The following is a 16,802-nucleotide window of genomic DNA, read 5'->3' as shown; positions in this document are numbered from 1 at the left end:
CGACCATGCCGCAATTCATCGACCGCCGGCTCAATCCACGGGATAAGAGCCTGGGCAATCGCCAACGCTTCCTGCAGCGCACGCGCGGGCAGGTGCGGGACGCCGTCGACAGGGCGGTCCGGGACCGGGCCATCGCCGATGCCGCCAAGGGCGGCTCGGTGTCGATCCCGGCCAAGGGCATCGGCGAGCCGCAGTTCCAGCTCTCCGATTCCGGCGGCGACCGCGAACGGGTCTTCCCCGGCAACAAGGAGTTCGTCACCGGCGACCAGATCGACAAGCCGCCGTCGGGCGGCGGCGGGTCCGGCCGGGACGCCTCGCCCTCGGGCTCGGAGGAGGACAAGTTCGTCTTCATGCTGTCGGAGGACGAGTTCCTCGACATCCTGTTTGAGGACCTCGAGCTGCCCGACATGATCAAGGCCTCGCTCAAGGACACGAGCGGCAGCGAGCCGAGGCGCGCGGGCTATTCCAACGACGGCACCACGCCCAACCTCAACGTGCTGCGCACCATGCGCCACAGCCTCAGCCGCCGGCTCGCGCTGCGCCGCCCGACCACCGAGCAGATCCGCCGCCTCGATGAGGAGATCACGGCGCTGTCGGAGAAGGAGCCCCTCGACGGCGCCGACCGGCAGCGCCGGGTCGTGGCCACCGCCGAGCTGGAGCGGCTGCGGCGCCTGCAGCGCGCCATCCCCTACATCGACCCGATCGACGTGCGCTACAACCGGTTCGAGCCCCGGCCGGTGCCGCGCACCAAGGCGGTGATGTTCTGCCTGATGGACGTCTCCGCCTCGATGGGCGAGCGCGAGAAGGACCTCGCCAAGCGCTTCTTCATCCTGCTGCACCTGTTCCTGAAGCGCCGCTACGACCGGGTCGAGCTGGTCTTCGTCCGCCACACCCACGAGGCGGCGGAGGTCGACGAGCAGGAATTCTTCTACGGTCGCGAGTCCGGCGGCACGGTGGTCAGCGCCGCGCTGAAGAAGATGCTCGAGATCCGCGAGCGGCGCTATCCCGTGGCCGAGTGGAACATCTATTGCGCCCAGGCATCCGACGGCGACAATTCCTCCAGCGACACGGCCGGCTGCGTGGCGCTGCTTCTCAACGAGATCCTGCCGCTGTCCCAGTACTACGCCTATATCGAGATCGCCGACCGGCGCGACGACGACAACCGCACCGCGCCGACCAGCGGCAAGGAGCTGTGGCGCGGCTATGCCGCCTTGCCCCTGCAGGCCGCCAACTTCGCCATGAAGCAGGTCGGCGGCCGGGCCGACATCTACCCCGTGTTCCGCGAGCTCTTCGCCAAGCAGAACCAGAAGGCCACGCGATGACGAGCCCGATCCACGTCGACCGGCCGCCGGCCGCCGGCTCCGGGCCGCTCTTCAACGCCGCGGACTGGACCTTCCCGACCATGCAGCGCGTGTTCGAGGCGATCGAGGAGATCGCCGTCGGCGAGCTCGGCCTCGAGGTCTTCCCCAACCAGATCGAGATCATCTCGGCCGAGCAGATGCTCGATGCCTATTGCTCCATCGGCATGCCGCTGATGTATGCGCACTGGTCGTTCGGCAAGAAGTTCGTCCGCGACGAGACGCTGTACCGCAAGGGCTACCAGGCGCTGGCCTACGAGATCGTCATCAACTCCAATCCATGTATCAGCTATTACATGGAGGAGAACACCATGGCGATGCAGACGCTGGTGCTGGCGCACGCGGCGTTCGGCCACAACCATTTCTACAAGAACAACTACCTCTTCCAGCAATGGACCGATCCGGACGGCATCCTCGACTATCTCGACTTCGCCAAGCACTATGTGGCGGAGTGCGAGGAGCGCCACGGCTTCGGCGCGGTGGAGAGCGTGCTCGACGCCGCCCATGCGCTGATGAACCAGGGCATGTTCCGCTACAAGCGCCCGGCCAAGCTGAAGATGGGGGAATATGAGCGGCGCCGGCGCGAGCGCCTGCAGCACGAGGCCAGGACCTATAGCGACCTCTGGCGCACCGTGCCGAACGCCTCGCCGCAGGGCGAGCCGACGCTGAGCGAGCAGGAGGCGCGCGAGCGCAAGCGGCGCCTGCGGCTGCCGGAGGAGAACCTGCTCTACTTCCTGGAGAAGACCAGCCCCGTGCTGCAGGACTGGCAGCGCGAGCTGCTGCGCATCGTCCGCAACCTGGCGCAATATTTCTACCCGCAGCGCCAGACCAAGGTGATGAACGAGGGCTGCGCCACCTTCGTCCATTACACCATCGTCAACCGGCTCTTCGACAAGGGCCTGATCTCGGAAGGTGCGCTGCTGGAGATCCTGCACAGCCATTCCAACGTGGTGTTCCAGCCCCCCTTCGACGATCCGCGCTATGGCGGCATGAACCCCTATGCCCTCGGCTTTGCCATGATGCAGGACATCGAGCGCATCTGCATGGCGCCGACGCCGGAGGACCGCGAGTGGTTTCCCGACATCGCCGGCAATGGCGACTGGTGCGGCACGCTCAAGCACGTCTGGGCCAATTACCGCGACGAATCCTTCATCCGCCAGTTCCTCAGCCCGAACCTCATCCGCCGGTTCAAGCTGTTCGTGCTGTCCGACAAGGCGGCCGATCCGCAGTATCGGATCGAGGCCATCCACGACGACGAGGGCTATCGCCGGGTGCGCAACGCCCTCGCCGACAGCTACGACGTCACCGCGGCCGAGCCGGACATCCAGGTGGTGGACGTCGACCTGCTCGGCAACCGCCAGCTCGTGCTGCGCCACGACGCCCGCAACGGCGTCGGCCTGGGGCCGCGCAGCCGCGACCAGGTGCTGGCCCATATCCGCACCTTGTGGGGCTACGACGTCCGCCTGGAGGAGCCGGCCGCCGAGATCGACGAGATCTCGACCTGAGCGGAGCGCCCTGCCCTCCCGCCGCAACGCGACGTCGACGATGTCGCGAGGAACGGCACGCATCTTTCTGGCGGCATCGCGACACGCGTGACATTCTCGGCTCGGCGACGGCGATCGTGCGGATGGAAGCCCGCGCGGTCTCGCGCTAGTGTTCCGACTCTAACGGTTCGTTCCGAACCGTCAGCCCGGAACCCTAGTTGGTTCAATGCTTTGTGTTGTGCTTCCAACACAATGGTCGGGGACCAAGCGTCGGAAGCACAACACTAGCATTTCTGCGTGGGCCTGGGGGCGGGCCCGCCCTCGAGGGCGGCTTGCAGCACGGACCGGAGCCGATGGCTCCGGCCCGGGATGATCGTTCCAACTGGCCGGGGTGCGGCATGACCGACGTGGCGGAGAAGCAGGCAGTGGCCGGGGCCTCCGGGACAATCCCATGGACCCGATGGCTCTATCCAGCCCTGCGCGTCGCCTTTCTCATCGTCGCGGCCTGGCTGGTCTGGTATGTCGCCGGGCATTGGAACCGATGGACCGGCTCGGCCCGATTTGCCACCACGGACGATGCGTTCGTGGCGGGCGACGTCACCCCGCTCGCGGCGCACGTGTCGGGCTACATCACCGATGTCGCCGTCGGCGACTACCAGACGGTCCGCAAGAACGATCTCATCGCGCAGATCGATCCATCCGACTATCAGGCGCAGCTCGCCCTGGCCAAGGCCAACCTCGCCGCGGCGCAGGCCTCGCTGGCCAACATCGCCAACCAGAAGGATGTGCAGGCCGCGCTCATCCGCCAGGCCGGCGCCAATATCGAGGCGTCGGACGCGGACCTCGTGCGCTACCAGCTCGAAGCCAAGCGCCAGCGGACGCTCCTGGCCGCGGGCACGGCCGGGACCCAGCAATTCGTCGAGCAGGCGGACGCCAATGCAAGGCGCGCCGCCGCGCAGAAATCGCTGAACGAAGCCCAGCTCGACCAGCAGAAGGCCATCCTCGCCGGCCTCGACATGCAACAGAAGCAGATCGAGGCGCAGATCCAGGCGGCGGAGGCCCAGGTCACGCTGGCGACCAACAACCTCAACTATACCCGCATCGTCTCGCCGGCCGACGGCCTGGTCGGCCAGCGCCAGGTGCGCCCGGGCCAGTTCGTCAATGTCGGGACGCAGATCATCGCCGTGGTGCCGCTGCCGAACGTCTGGGTCGTCGCGAACTACAAGGAAACCCAGATGACCAATGTCCGCGTCGGCCAGGCCGCGCGCGTCGCCGTCGATGCCTTCCCCGACCTCGCGCTGACCGGCCATGTCGAGAGCTGGTCGCCCGGCACCGGCAGCACCTTCGCGCTGCTGCCGCCCGACAACGCCACCGGCAACTTCACCAAGGTCGTGCAGCGCGTGCCCGTCAAGATCGTGCTGGACGCCAACCCGGCGCTCGGCAGCCTGGTGCGGCCCGGATTGTCGGTCGAGGCCACGATCGATACCGGCGACGGCGCCGCGACGGCCAAGCCGTGAGTCTCCATCTCGCTCCCGTCACCGTCGTCGGCCGGGCGCTCCATCCGGTCGCGCATGCCCATCCGCGCCTGAGCGCCGACACGCTGCGGCCCTATGTCGGCATCGCCGGCGTGCTCCTGGGTTCCATCATGGCCACGCTCGGCACCCGGGTGACGAGCCTGGGCATCGCCGACCTGCGCGGCGGCCTGCATCTCGGCTTCGACGAAGGGGCCTGGATGACCACGAGCTTCGGCATCGGCCAGATGATGGTCGGCGTCTGCTGTCCCTATCTCGGCGCGATCCTGGGCGTCAGGCGGGTCCTGCTGCTCGGCATCATCCTTTTTTTCGTCTCCAGCCTGCTGGCGCCGCTGTCGCCGAACCTCTCCGCCTTCCTGGCGGCGCAGTTCCTGGCCGGAGCCGGCTCCGGGACCTTCATTCCGCTGACGATCAGCTTCATCGCCCGCAGCCTGCCGGCGCGCCTGGTCGTCTACGGCATCGCGATCTACGCCATGAACTCGGAGCTTTCGCAGAATGTGGCCGCCTCCCTGGAGGGGTGGTATTCCGACAATCTCTCGTGGCGATGGATCGATTGGCAATATTGCGGCGCGCTTCCGCTGATGTTCGCCTGCGTGTGGTACGGCATCCCGCGCGAGAGCGTGAAGACGGAGCTGCTCGCCCATCTCGACTGGCCGGGCCTGGCCTATGCCGCGCTCGGCTTCAGCCTGCTCTATGCCGGCCTGGACCAGGGCAACCGCCTCGACTGGATCAACAACGGGCTGGTCAACGGGCTCCTGATATCGGGCGGCCTGGTCACCACCGCCTTCGTCGTGCGCGAGCTCTGGGTCACGCGCACCCCCTTCCTCAATCTCCGCCTGCTGATGCAGCACCACCTCGTCCTCCTGATGCTGCTTCTCGCCGGCTATCGCTTCATCATCCTGTCGACCAGCTACATCATTCCGAACTATCTCCAGACCGTGCAGAACTTCCGCGAGCTGCAGGTCGGCTCGGTTCTGCTCTGGATCGCCCTCCCCCAGTTCGCCATCGTCCTGCCGCTCGGCTATCTCCTGTCGCGCCTCGACGGGCGCCTGGTCCTGGCGGCGGGCACCGCCCTGGTCGGTGCCGCCTGCCTGATGGCCGCCCAATTGACCAGCGTCTGGGCGACCGGCGACTTCCTGCAGTCGCAGATCGTGCAGGCCCTCGGCCAGTCCTTCGCCCTGACCGCGCTCGTGGTCCTGGTGGTGCAGGCGATCAACCCGGCCGATGCGCTGACCATCGGGACGCTGCTGCAGACGAGCCGCCTGTTCGGCGGCGAGATCGGCACGGCGTTCATGCAGACCTTCGTGCGCCAGCGCGAGCAGATCCACTCCAACCTGATCGGCCTGCATGTCGACAGCCTTGCCAGCCTCACGGCCGACCGGCTGGCCGCCTATCGCAACGCCGTCGGGGCGCACACCTCCGATCTCGCCGTCGCCGGCGCCCAGGCGACGAACCTGCTCGCCTCGGCCATCGCCAGGCAGGCGGCGGTGCTCGCCTATATCGACGGCTTCCTGGCCGCTGCCGCCGGCGCCTTCGTCTGCCTTCTGCTCATTGCCGCCCTGCCGGCGAACCGCGCCGCGCGCGGGGCTTCGTGACGCTGCCGAATCAGAGCAGCGGGCTGACGAGTCGCCCGAAATTCTCGGCGATCTTCACGGCGAAGGGCCGCCTGTCCCATTCGTCCGGCAGCAGGAGGTCGCTGGCGGCGAAATAGCGGTCCTGCTCGGCCCGCAGCCGCGCCGAGACCTCGCGGTCGTAGAACACCAGCGTCACCTCCGAGTTGAGCACGAAGGAGCGGATGTCGACATTGCTGGAGCCGATCACCGCCAGGTCGTCGTCGATCGACAGGTTCTTGGCGTGCAGCAGCCCGTCGCGGTAGAGCCTGATCTGCACGCCGGCCGCCATCAGCTGGGCGTAGTACGAGCGCTGGGCCAGACGGACCAGCTCCTGGTCGGTGACGCGCGACACGAAGAGGTGGATCTCGACGCCGCGCAGCACCGCCGTCTGCAGCGCGTCGAGCAGCGGCTCGCTCGGCACGAAATAGGGCGTGGCGATCACCACCCGCTCGCGAGCGGTGTGGATCGCCGCCACGATCAGGTTCTGGATGCCGGCGCCGGGATAGTCGGGGCCGCTCGGCAGCACCTGGGCCGGCACCTGCCCGGCGAGGACGGGACCGGGCAGCAGCTCCTGGTGCGCGCCGTCCAGGACCTCGTCGGTCTCCAGGAACCAGTCGGCGATGAACACCGATTGCAGCTCGAGCACCACCGGCCCGCGCACGCGCACCATCAGCTCCTTGTTGACGATGCCGGGGCGAAAGCTGGGATCGACGATGTTCTGGGAGCCGGCATAGCCGACGCGCCCGTCGATGACGGCGATCTTGCGGTGGTTGCGCAGGTCGGCACGCGCCGATTTGCGGCGGAAGATGCTGACCGGCAGCGCCGCGTGCACCGCCACGTTGTCGGCCGCCAGCCGCGCCCGGACCTTGTCGATCCAGGGGCGCGAGCCCAGCGCGTCGATCAGCACCCGGCAGGCGACGCCGCGGGCGGCGGCCCGCCGCAGCGCCTCCATCACCCGGCCGCCGGTCGCATCGTCGGCGAAGATGTAGAACAGGAGATGGACATGGAAGCGGGCGCTGTCGATATCGGTGACCAGCCTGTCGATCGTGCCCTGGTAATCCGGCAGGAGGTCGACGCTGTTGCCCTCGACCACCGGCATCTGGCCGATATTGCGCACCAGCGTCGCCGCCCGCGCCGCCCGCGCCGGCAGCTGCGCCGCCTCGGTCCGGGTCAGCCGGGCGATCTGCGCCGCGGTGGCGCCGAGCAGCTCGGGCAGGCGCTTCACCCGCTCGCGCCGCCAGCGCGGGAAGGTCGGCCGGCCGATCAGCCAATAGAGCACCAGAGCCGGCCAGGGCGCGAACAGCACCAGGAGCAGCCAACCGCGGGCCGCGTCGGGCGAGCGCCGGAACGGCACGATCACGACCATGGCGAGTCGGATCAGCCATTCCGAGACGTAGAGCGCTATCGCCCAGGAACTGGCGTCGTGCGGAAGCAACCGATTCCCCCCTTTGCCCGATCATAGCGCCGCCGGGCCGCGATGGCACGGCGCGACGCGCGATCGGCGGGCTGACGCCTCGACCGCGCGGCCCCGGGATTTGCCGTCATCGGCCGGGGCCCAGACATGGCGAGACCCGCGCGAAAGCTCGCGCGGGTCCCTGAAACGGCCGGAAAGGACGGCGTCTTACGGGCAGCGCACCCGGTAGCGGCGGCCGTAATAGTCGCGGGCCCAGCAGGCGCGCGGCGTGGTCTCGGAGCCGATGATCGCCCCGGCCGCGCCGCCGAGGACGCCGCCGACGATCGCTCCGCCCGCCGAACGGGTGGCCAGGCCGCCGATGAGCGCGCCGCTGCCCGCGCCGATCGCAGCGCCGCCGAGGGTACGGTCGGACTGCGAATATTCGCTGCATCCCGCCAGGGCCAGGCCTGCGGCTGCGACGAGAAGAAGTTTTCTCATAGGGGTGTCCTCCACCAGAGTGATCACAACGAACGTCAGCCGGACCCGCCGCGCGTCCCCCGCCGCGCGGCATCGTGGCAAAGCCTGATCGCCCCGAAAGCGGGACGGTTCGGCCCCAACGCCATACAGGCCATGTATGTGATATGTCCCAATTGCCGCCACACTCAAGCCCTGCGCACCGGTTTCAGCCAAGCTGTTGCACCGGCACAACCCCACGGTCTCCTTCGCAGATGCGAAATGATATTGCGCGCACGCGCCGCGACGATTAATCGGTGGGGGATATTGTTTCTTCCGGAGCGATGCCCCATGGAAGCGCTGTTCATCGGCCACGCCTATATCGACGTGACCTTCGTGGCGGACAGCTTGCCGCAAGGCGACGAGAAATCGGTGGCCAAGGACTATGCCGTCGCCTTCGGCGGCAACGCCACCACGGCCGCCTTCTGCTGCGCCAAGCTCGGCGTGATCCCGGACCTGATCACCACCAACTCCAACGACTGGCTCGGCCGCATGTTCCTGGACATGGCGGCCAAGTACGGCATCTCGGTGCATCCGCGGAAGGTGAAGCGCTCCTCGCTGTCCTTCATCATGCCCAAGGACGGCAAGCGCGCCATCGTGCGCGCCCGCGACGACGAATATCTCCACCCCTTCCCGCATCTCAACCTCAGCTCCTGCCGGGCGCTGCATCTCGACGGCCATCTCGCCGATGCCGCGCTCCACTATGCCCAGGAGTTCCGCAAGCTCGGCCGTCTCGTGTCGCTCGACGGCGGCGGCCTGCGCTCCAACACCGACGAGCTGCTCGGCCATGTCGACGTGGCCGTGGTCGCCGAGCGCCTGTGCGAGCAGATGGACCTCTCCGACGCCGCCATGCTCGACTATCTCAAGAGCCGGGGCGTCAAGGTCGGCGGCGTGACGCAGGGCGAGCGCGGCATGCTCTGGTACGACGAGAGCGGCCGGGTGCAGCGCATGCCGGCGCTGGTGGTGCCGCGCGCCGCGGTGGTCGACACCAACGGCGCCGGCGACATCTTCCACGGCGCCTACATGTATTCCTACCTGTCGCGCCCGCTGTCGCGCTGGGAGGATCATTTTCGCTTCGCCCGCGCCGCCTCGACCCATGCCATCCAGTTCCTCGGCAACGAGGCGAAGCTGCCGACCCGCAACGATGTCGAGGCGGTCGAGACCCGGTTCCAGCCCGCGGCCTGAGCCGCTCGGCGCTCGGGAGCCTGCGACCTCATCGCCGATGCCCGCCGCTGCCACCCCGGCGGCGCAGGCTCGGCGGCCGTGATAAGCTGCCGCCGCCGGGCGCGATCCGGCCGCGCATGCAGGGAGGCCAGGACGCCGATGACACCCTTCTCCGCTCGGGCCGGCCGCCTCGGGGCCAGGATTCGCCGCGGCGTCGCCGCCTCGCTGGTCGCCGGCGGCCTGCTCGCCGCCGCGTCCCTGCCGGCCGGCGCCGAGGATGCCGGCGTCCAGAACGCCGGCCCCGCCGTCACCATCGGCGCGACCGAGACGGGCCAGGGCGGCGTCACCCTGTCCGACGTGCGCATCGCCTATCCCGGCGCGAGCGGCACGACCATCGCCGTGCGCAGGATCGTGGTCCAGGGCATGGAGGCCGCCGGCCAGACGCTGAAGGCCACCTCCATCGGCATCGAGGGGCTGACCACCACGGCCCGGGGCGGCCCGGACATGGTGGTCACCGTGGACAAGGCGACGCTCGCCGCCGTCGCCGCGCCGCTGCCCTCGTCCGGGACGCTCAGCGCCGCCGGCAAGCCCGGGGGGCTGCCGCCGCTCGCCGCCTGGCTGCTCGCGGCCAAGGCCAAATCGATCACCATCCCGTCGCTGTCGATGAAGACCAGCGTCAACGGCATCACCTCCGAGGTGATCTATCGCGACACGGTTCTCACCGGCGTCGACGCCGGCCGCATCGACGCCGTGACCGTGGCGGGCCTCGACCAGGGCACCACCGCCAGCGGCGCGGCGGGCACGCGGATGTCGGTCGGGCGAATGGCGATCGACGCGCTCGATTTCAACGCCTACGCCGCCTGGCTCGACGATTCCCTCGCGGCAGCGGCGCCGGTCGGCAAGCAGCCGGTCTACAAGAGCTTCTCCCTCGAGAAGCTCTCGCTCGGCTCCGACACCATGGCGATGACGATCGAGGGCATCAGCGGCAGCGACGTCAAGATCGGACCGCCGCCGATGAAGCCGTCGCAGCTCGCGGCGCTGCTGGCGCGCATGGCGGCCGACCCGCAGTTCGGCGACAAGAATCCCGCCGAGGCCGTGGCCTTCTTCCGCGGCCTGCTGAAATCCTTCGAGATCGGCTCGCTGGAGATGCGCGGGCTCGACGTGTCGGAGAAGGGCAAGCCCCCGGTCGAGATCGGCCTGTTCCGGCTCGAGAACTTCGCCGGCACCAGCATTGGCGAGATCCGCCTGGGCGAGTTCGCGGTGACCGACGACCCGCAAGGCGGCGACCTGCAGCTCGGCTCCTTCGCCATCCGGGGCTTCAGCATCGAGGGCCTCGATCCCATGCTCGACAGGATCGCCCGGGGCGAATCGCCGGAGACGCTGCCGCTGGAGCAATATCCCAAGCCCCGCCTCGCCGGCATCGCCATGGCCGATCTCGACGTCACCGTCCCCGGCAAGGGCGCCTTTTCCATCGGCGGCTTCACCGTCGATGCGCCGCAATGGGTCGGCTTCGCGCCGAGCGAGATCAAGGGCCGCATCGCCGGCTTCAGCATGCCGGTCGATGCCATCGACGACGCCGAGGCCCGCGACGGCTTCAAGTCGCTCGGCCTCGGCACGCTCACCATCAACAGCGTGCTCGACGCGGCCTGGACGGAGTCCGATCAGACCCTGCGGCTCGGCCCGGTCTCGCTCGACATCGACGGCATCGGCAAGATCGAGGTCGGCGGCTCCTTCGGCGGCGTGCCGAGGAGCGTGTTCGAGGACCCGCAGACCGCCGAGGCCGCGCTCGCCACGCTGGACTTTCGCGGCCTCACCCTGGCGCTGACCGACGGCGGCGCCTTCGGCAAGCTGGTCGACCGAACCGCCACGGAGCAGAAGCTGACGCGCGCCGCCCTCGCCGACCAGGCGGCACGGCAGATCGAGGGCGGCATCATCGCCGGGCTCGGCATGGCGGATGCCGGCCACAAGCTCGGTGCCGCGGTCAAGGCCTTCATCACCGATCCCAAGTCCTTCAACCTGGTGATCGGCACGCTCGAGCCGATCCCGGCGCTGGCCCTGTCCCAGCTCGGCAACGGCGACCAGGCCTCGCTGGAGCTGGTGAAGAAGGCGGTGCAGGTGGAGGCGACCGCCAACAAGTGACGTCGCGTCTTCCTGCCGCTCGCGTGAAGCGGCGGCGACCGGTCAATGCATCACCCACCCGCCGTCGACGACGATCGACTGGCCGGTGATGAAGCCCGCTTCGTGCGAGGCGAGGAAGGCGACGAGCCCGGCGACGTCTTCGGGCTCGCCCCGCCGCTTGATCGCCTGCAGCTCGAGGAGGGCCCCGTCGATCTCGGCGGCATCGCCATAGGCTGCCTCCGCAGGCGTGCGGATCGCCCCGACGATGATCGTGTTGACCGTTATGCCGTCGATGCCCATTTCCCGGGCCAGCACGCGCCCCATGCCCTCGAGCGCGCTCTTGGACGCCGTGTAGTGGGCATTGCCCGGGCGCCCGAGCGGACTGCGCACGGATCCCATGGTGACGATCCGGCCGCGCCCGCGTGCGCGCATGAAGGGGTAGGCGGCGCGGGCGCACAGAAACGCCCCGGTGACATTGGTCCGCAGCACCCGGTCCCAATCGTCGGGCGCGAGATCGGTCCAGGGCCGGGCGCCCACGACAGACGCCGCCGCGTTGTTCACGAGGATGGTCGGGCCGCCGAGAGCCGCGTCCACCGCAGCGACCATGGCGGTGACGGCGGCCTCCGAGGCGATGTCGGCCTCGACGGCGATGGCTCTGCCGCCGCCGGACAGGATCTGCGCGGCGACCGCCTCGGCATCGTCGCGCGAGGACGCCGAATGATGATGGACGGCGACCGCCGCGCCCGCGGCGGCGAGGCGCAGCGCGGTGGCGGCGCCGATATTGCGCGCCGCGCCGGTCACGAGCGCCACCTCCCCGTCGAGGCGACGCGGATCGCCGGGCATGTCGGTCACTCCCATGGGCGGGCGGCTACCAGATGGTCCAGCCGCCATCGACACGGATCTCCTCGCCGGTGATGAAGGCCGCCTCGTCGGAGGCGAGGAAGCGCACGGCGAAGGCGATCTCTTCCGGCTTGCCGAAGCGTCCGAGCGGGGTCATGTCGCACAGCTTGCGCTCGACCTCGGGCGACAGGAGCCCGTCGGACTGCTCGGTGATCACCATGCCCGGGCTGACCGTGTTGACGGTGATCTTCCAGCGCGCGACCGCGGCGGCGAGGTCGCGGGTCAGGTTGAGGACAGCGCCCTTCGACGTGTGATAGGCCGGCTGGCGCTTCGGCCCGAGGGCGCCTTCGTCGCCGAAGGCGTCGTAGAGCGAAGCATTGAGCGCGAGCGCGCCGTAGACCGAGCCGATATTGACGATGCGGCCCCACTGGCGTTCGCGCATCGAGGGCAGCACGGCCTGCGCCATGAAGAAGGCGGCGTCGACATTGGTCGCCATGACGCGGCGCCATTCCGCTTCGGTCGAAGACAGCAGCGGCGCGATGGAGGAGACGCCGGCATTGTTGACGAGGATGTCGATGCGGCCGAATCGGTCGAGGGCGGCCTCGACGGTGCTGGCCCGGCCGGCGGGGTCGGCGATATCGGCGCAGATGGCGACGATCCGGTTCGCCTCCGGCGAGCGGGCGACCGTCTCCCGGAGCGGCTCGGGCCGGCGGCCCACGATCAGCGTGCGGATGCCGGATTGCGCCAGCGTCAGCGCGATGGCCTGGCCGATCCCCGTGCCGGCGCCCGTCACGATGGCGGCCCGTTCCTGCCCCTCGCCCATGTCTCCCCCAAGAGATCGCATCTTCACGCCCCGCAGGCTCCTGTCGGCGCGCCGGGACGGGGGCGGCATCCGGCCGCCCCCGCGCTCGCGCTACCGGCAGGCGTCGACGTAGAGGTTCTTCCTGACCTCGGGCTTGTCGAGATTGTCGCGCGTCGCGACGACCATCGGCGGATAGCTGACCTTCTCCACCTTCGTCGGGTCGACCTCGCCGCGCAGGATGCGCGTGACGAGCTTCACGGAGTCGTAGCCCTCGATATAGGGCGATTGCACGACCAGGGCGTCGTAGATGCCGGCCTTGAGATCGCGCACCTGCTGGGGATCGGCGTCATAGGCGATGATCTTGACCTTGCCGCCGAGGCCCGCGCCGATCACGGCGGACGACGTGCCGACGGCGGCATTGGAATGGGTGGTGTAGATGCCCTTCAGGTCCGGATGGGCCTGCAGCGCGGCGGAGACCACCTCGGCCGCCTTGTTCTGGTCGGTGCCGGGATATTCGATCGGCAGCACGGTAATCTTCGGATACTTCTCCTTCAGCACCTTGACGAAGCCGTCGGCGCGCTGCTGGTTGCCGACGACGCCGGGATTGAGCGCGACGACCAGGACCGTGCCCTCGCCGCCGATCGCCTTTGCCATGGCCTCGGCCGCCAGTCCGCCGGCGGTGAGATTGTCGGTGCGGATGTTCTGGACGTCGACCGGCTGGTTGAGGCTGCCGTCGACGGTGACCACCGGCACCTTCCGGTTCTTCACGAGGTCGTCGACGATGGTGATCAGCGCGTCCGGATCATTGGGCGCCAGCACCATGCCGTTCGGGCTCCGTTCGATCGCCGCCTGCAGGATCGGCATCTGCAGGTTGATGTCCCACTGGGGCGCGCCCTGCCAGTTCAGCGCGACCCCGAGATCCCTGGCCGCATCGCGCGCACCGCATTCCATCGTGGTGTAGAATGGAATGCCCACCATCCCGGCGACGAATTCGATCTTCTCCCCGGCGGCCGAAGCCGGTCCCGAGGCGAGGACGGTGGAAAGCCCGAAGGCGAGAGCGAGATGTTTCAATGGGCTGGTCATGGCATTGTTCCCCTGCTTTTCTTGCTGGTTCCGGGAGACCCCGGTCTTTGATCGGCACCGGCTTCCCTATGCGCTGAGACGGTCCCGCCTTCGCTGGTCGACGAAGACCGCCGCGATCAGGATCGTGCCGACGACGATGAGCTGATAGAAGGATGGCACCCCGAGAATGACGAGCCCGGTGCCCAGGACGACCGGGATCAGCGAGGCGACCATCGAGCCGGCAATCGTCGCACGGCCGCCGAAAAGGCTGGTGCCGCCGATGACGACGGCGGCGATGGCGGCGAGCGCCGTGGTCTGGTGGCCGCCGATATTCGTCGTGGCGAAGCGGGTGAGGTCCAGGACCGCGGCGATGCCGGCGAGCGCGCCCATCATGACGAAGAGCGCCATGACATGGCGCGACGAGCGGATGCCGGCGCGCTCGGCCGCTTCGCGCGACGAGCCGATCGCCAGCGTATGCAGGCCGAAGCGCGTCGAGCGCAGCGTGTACCAGAGCGCACCGGAGATGATCAGGACGACGATCATCGGATAGGGCACGATGCCGAACAGCTTCTGGATGCCGAAGCTCGTCTGCAGCACCCGCGGCACGTTGGGCACGTTCACGCCATTGCTGACGACATAGGCGAGGCCCGTGCCGATGCCCATGGTGCCGAGCGTCACGATGAAGGAGCTGATCCGCAGCCGCGTGACCAGGAAGCCGTTGATCGCCCCGAACAGCGTTCCGGCGAGGATGCTGGCGATCGCCCCGGCGACGATGCCGAGCGGCAGGTCGGGATAGTCGCCGGCGCGGACCTGCTCGGTCGTGCCGGACAGGCCGACCAGAACCTGCGCGGCGACGACCGACGACAGCACCACGTTGGAGCCGATGGAAAGATCGAGCTCGCCGGCCGCCAGCACGAAGGTGATGCCGACGGCGAGCAGCATCGTCACCGACACGTTGAGCGTGATGGTGCTGAGGTTGCTGACGCGGAAGAAGGCGCCGTTCGGCGAGAGCAGGCCGAAGACGATGACCAGAGCCAGGACGACCACCGCCATCCCGACCGGGGTCGAGCGCAGGGCGGCGGCGAAGCGGCCGGGCAATCCGGCCGGCCCGGCGGGCGAAGGCTGGGCAGGCGAAGGCTGGGCCACGTTCGTCATGCCGCCTCCCCTCTCGCCGTTCCGCCCAGCATGAGCGTGACGACATCGCTGATCGTCAGATCGCGGGCCGGCAGATTGGCGATGGTCCGGCCCTGCCGCATCACCGCGACACGGTCGGCAAGGCCCAGCATCTTCGGGATGTCGTGCGAGATCACGAGGATGGCGAGCCCGCGCGCGGCGGCGGAGCGGATCGAGTCGTAGACGATGTCGGTCTGCTTGGTCCCGAGCGCGGCCGTCGGCTCGTCCATGAGGATGGCGCTCGTCGCCCACATCACGGCACGGGCCACGGCGATCGCCTGCCGCTGACCGCCGGAGAGATCGCGCACCGAACGGTCGACGCTGCTGAGCGTCGTGATCCCTGCGGTCTTGATGGCGTCCCGGGCGGCCTCCCGCATCCTGCGGCGATCGAGCGCCGCCGGCCAGCCGCCGAAGACGCCGCGGCGGATCGGCTCGCGGCCGAGGAACATGTTCTCCGCCACCGAAAGATCCGGCGCCAGCGCCAGGTCCTGATAGACCGTCTCGACCCCCAGGTCCTGGGCATGGCGGGTCGACGTCACCCTGGTGGCCTCGCCCCAGAAGGAGAGCGTGCCGCCATCCGGCGCCAGAGCGCCGCAGATCACCTTGGTCAGGGTCGACTTGCCGGCGCCGTTGTCGCCGACCAGGGCGAGGACCTCACCGGGCCTGACCTGCAGGCTCGCCCCCGCAAGCGCCTGCACATGGCCATAGCGCTTGGTGATGTCCACCGCCTCGATGACGAATGCGGACCGTTGCCCGGCCTGCCGTCTGGTTCCTGAGCTTTCCACTCCCGGCCCACCCATGGTTCGTGAGACGAAATATTTGTTTCATCATGAACCCGGCGGCGTCAAGGGGAAAGTCCCGCTCGCGCGCCCGCTCAGGCAACCGCCTTGGCATCGGCGCCGGCGTCGCCGACCTCCCCGCGCAGGATGCGGCCGACCTCGTTCGTCGCCGCGATCAGGCCCGCGCAGATCGCCTGCCGCGCCCCCTCGTCATAGCGGGAGATCGGCGCCGACAGGCTCATGGCGGCAACGGCCGCGTTGCGGCTGTCGCAGATCGGGGTGGCGATGCAGTAGGAGCCTTCCTCGTTCTCGCCGATCTCTATGGCGTAGCCCGTCGTGCGAATGATGGCGAGCTGCTCGACAAGGGCCACGCGGTCGGTGATCGTGTTCGCCGTGCGGCGCGGCAAGGTCTTCGGAATCAGCAGCTCACGCCGCTCGGGGGGGCTGAACGCGAGGAAGACCTTACCGAGCGAGGTGCTGTGCAGGGCGTCCGTCGCGCCGATGCTCGACTGCATGCGCAGCGACCGCTCGCTTTCCAGCACGTCGAGGTAGAAGACCTCGCCGCCCGACAGCACGCCGAGATTGATGGTCTCGTTGAAGCGCTGGCGGAGCCGCTTCATGTGGGGCCGGCAGACCTGCCTCAGCGTCTCGTAGGCGCCGCTGGCGTGGGAGAGGTGCCAGAGCCCGAGGCCGGGCCGGTAGCGGTCGGCCTCGGGGTCGTGCTCGATGAAGCCGATCGTCGACAGCGTCTTCAGGTAACGGAAGACCGTGGTCTTCGGCAGGCCGGCCTCTCGCACGAGCTGATTGAGCGTCAACGGCTCGGCGGCCTCGCAGATCAGCTGCAGGACCTGCATCGCCTTCAGAACGGGCTGGACGAGATATCGATCGTCCAGGTCGCTCTCCGGCTCCGTGGCGGCCATGTTGTTTCTCCTGAAGAAACGTGCCTTTCTTGACACGAAATGGATACTGTG

Annotated in this window: 14 protein-coding genes; 6 read left to right on the top strand and 8 right to left on the bottom strand. The window is 68.8% G+C overall.

From position 1 onward, the window contains the following. The first annotated feature begins 5 nt into the window (after positions 1-5). From QO011_RS06955 to QO011_RS06940, 4 genes are all read left to right on the top strand, one after another. Positions 6-1,322 carry a YeaH/YhbH family protein gene (locus tag QO011_RS06955; RefSeq protein WP_307269564.1) on the top strand — a complete coding sequence of 439 codons (1,317 nt, stop codon included), beginning with the start codon at positions 6-8 and terminating at the stop codon, positions 1,320-1,322. Further along, positions 1,319-2,863 carry a SpoVR family protein gene (locus QO011_RS06950; protein ID WP_307269563.1) on the top strand — a complete coding sequence of 515 codons (1,545 nt, stop codon included), beginning with the start codon at positions 1,319-1,321 and terminating at the stop codon, positions 2,861-2,863. Before QO011_RS06955 ends, QO011_RS06950 begins: the two co-directional genes overlap by 4 nt. 377 nt (positions 2,864-3,240) lie before the next feature. Then, positions 3,241-4,359, top strand: a complete 1,119-nt coding sequence (locus tag QO011_RS06945) for an HlyD family secretion protein (RefSeq protein ID WP_307269561.1) — start codon at positions 3,241-3,243, stop codon at positions 4,357-4,359. After that, entirely contained in the window at positions 4,356-5,969 is a 1,614-nt protein-coding gene (locus QO011_RS06940) for an MFS transporter (RefSeq protein ID WP_307269558.1), read from the top strand. Before QO011_RS06945 ends, QO011_RS06940 begins: the two co-directional genes overlap by 4 nt. A gap of 10 nt (positions 5,970-5,979) precedes the next feature. Here QO011_RS06940 and cls read toward each other — a convergent pair whose 3' ends face one another. Together cls and QO011_RS06930 are read right to left on the bottom strand one after the other, a co-directional pair. Continuing rightward, positions 5,980-7,422 (bottom strand): cardiolipin synthase, encoded by a 1,443-nt coding sequence (gene cls / locus QO011_RS06935; protein ID WP_307269555.1) that lies wholly within the window; start codon positions 7,420-7,422, stop codon positions 5,980-5,982. A gap of 186 nt (positions 7,423-7,608) precedes the next feature. Next, positions 7,609-7,878, bottom strand: coding sequence for a YMGG-like glycine zipper-containing protein (locus tag QO011_RS06930; RefSeq protein WP_307269553.1), 270 nt, complete (start codon positions 7,876-7,878; stop codon positions 7,609-7,611). Positions 7,879-8,184: 306 nt separating this feature from the next. Here QO011_RS06930 and QO011_RS06925 point away from each other — a divergent pair, with 306 nt between their 5' ends. Together QO011_RS06925 and QO011_RS06920 are read left to right on the top strand one after the other, a co-directional pair. Then, positions 8,185-9,078: a sugar kinase gene (locus QO011_RS06925; protein ID WP_307269549.1), complete on the top strand. Its 894-nt coding sequence runs from the start codon at positions 8,185-8,187 to the stop codon at positions 9,076-9,078. A gap of 138 nt (positions 9,079-9,216) precedes the next feature. Then, complete coding sequence (locus tag QO011_RS06920) at positions 9,217-11,196, top strand: aq_1923 C-terminal domain (protein ID WP_307269546.1); 1,980 nt, start codon at positions 9,217-9,219, stop codon at positions 11,194-11,196. A gap of 42 nt (positions 11,197-11,238) precedes the next feature. Here the strand turns inward: QO011_RS06920 and QO011_RS06915 are convergent, their stop codons facing one another. From QO011_RS06915 to QO011_RS06890, 6 genes are all read right to left on the bottom strand, one after another. Next, positions 11,239-12,018, bottom strand: coding sequence for an SDR family NAD(P)-dependent oxidoreductase (locus QO011_RS06915; protein WP_307269544.1), 780 nt, complete (start codon positions 12,016-12,018; stop codon positions 11,239-11,241). 25 nt (positions 12,019-12,043) lie between these two features. After that, positions 12,044-12,859, bottom strand: a complete 816-nt coding sequence (locus QO011_RS06910) for an SDR family NAD(P)-dependent oxidoreductase (protein ID WP_307270907.1) — start codon at positions 12,857-12,859, stop codon at positions 12,044-12,046. A gap of 69 nt (positions 12,860-12,928) precedes the next feature. After that, entirely contained in the window at positions 12,929-13,900 is a 972-nt protein-coding gene (locus tag QO011_RS06905) for an ABC transporter substrate-binding protein (RefSeq protein ID WP_307269542.1), read from the bottom strand. A 66-nt stretch (positions 13,901-13,966) separates the two neighbouring features. Further along, positions 13,967-15,034: an ABC transporter permease gene (locus QO011_RS06900; protein WP_307269539.1), complete on the bottom strand. Its 1,068-nt coding sequence runs from the start codon at positions 15,032-15,034 to the stop codon at positions 13,967-13,969. Continuing rightward, positions 15,031-15,837, bottom strand: a complete 807-nt coding sequence (locus QO011_RS06895; RefSeq protein ID WP_307269537.1) for an ATP-binding cassette domain-containing protein — start codon at positions 15,835-15,837, stop codon at positions 15,031-15,033. Before QO011_RS06895 ends, QO011_RS06900 begins: the two co-directional genes overlap by 4 nt. A gap of 89 nt (positions 15,838-15,926) precedes the next feature. Further along, entirely contained in the window at positions 15,927-16,751 is an 825-nt protein-coding gene (locus QO011_RS06890; protein ID WP_307269533.1) for an IclR family transcriptional regulator, read from the bottom strand. Positions 16,752-16,802 lie beyond the last annotated feature (51 nt).

This window comes from Labrys wisconsinensis (assembly GCF_030814995.1).
In the GTDB taxonomy this organism is placed as follows: Bacteria; Pseudomonadota; Alphaproteobacteria; order Rhizobiales; family Labraceae; genus Labrys; species Labrys wisconsinensis.
This window is presented reverse-complemented; position numbering and strand designations above follow the sequence as displayed.

Coding starts and splice junctions, on each gene's coding strand:
- QO011_RS06955 (WP_307269564.1), top strand. CDS start 6: ATGCCGCAATTCATCGACCGCCGGCTCAATCCACGGGATAAGAGCCTG.
- QO011_RS06950 (WP_307269563.1), top strand. CDS start 1,319: ATGACGAGCCCGATCCACGTCGACCGGCCGCCGGCCGCCGGCTCCGGG.
- QO011_RS06945 (WP_307269561.1), top strand. CDS start 3,241: ATGACCGACGTGGCGGAGAAGCAGGCAGTGGCCGGGGCCTCCGGGACA.
- QO011_RS06930 (WP_307269553.1), bottom strand. CDS start 7,878: ATGAGAAAACTTCTTCTCGTCGCAGCCGCAGGCCTGGCCCTGGCGGGA.
- QO011_RS06925 (WP_307269549.1), top strand. CDS start 8,185: ATGGAAGCGCTGTTCATCGGCCACGCCTATATCGACGTGACCTTCGTG.
- QO011_RS06920 (WP_307269546.1), top strand. CDS start 9,217: ATGACACCCTTCTCCGCTCGGGCCGGCCGCCTCGGGGCCAGGATTCGC.
- QO011_RS06915 (WP_307269544.1), bottom strand. CDS start 12,018: ATGCCCGGCGATCCGCGTCGCCTCGACGGGGAGGTGGCGCTCGTGACC.
- QO011_RS06910 (WP_307270907.1), bottom strand. CDS start 12,859: ATGCGATCTCTTGGGGGAGACATGGGCGAGGGGCAGGAACGGGCCGCC.
- QO011_RS06905 (WP_307269542.1), bottom strand. CDS start 13,900: ATGACCAGCCCATTGAAACATCTCGCTCTCGCCTTCGGGCTTTCCACC.
- QO011_RS06900 (WP_307269539.1), bottom strand. CDS start 15,034: ATGACGAACGTGGCCCAGCCTTCGCCTGCCCAGCCTTCGCCCGCCGGG.
- QO011_RS06890 (WP_307269533.1), bottom strand. CDS start 16,751: ATGGCCGCCACGGAGCCGGAGAGCGACCTGGACGATCGATATCTCGTC.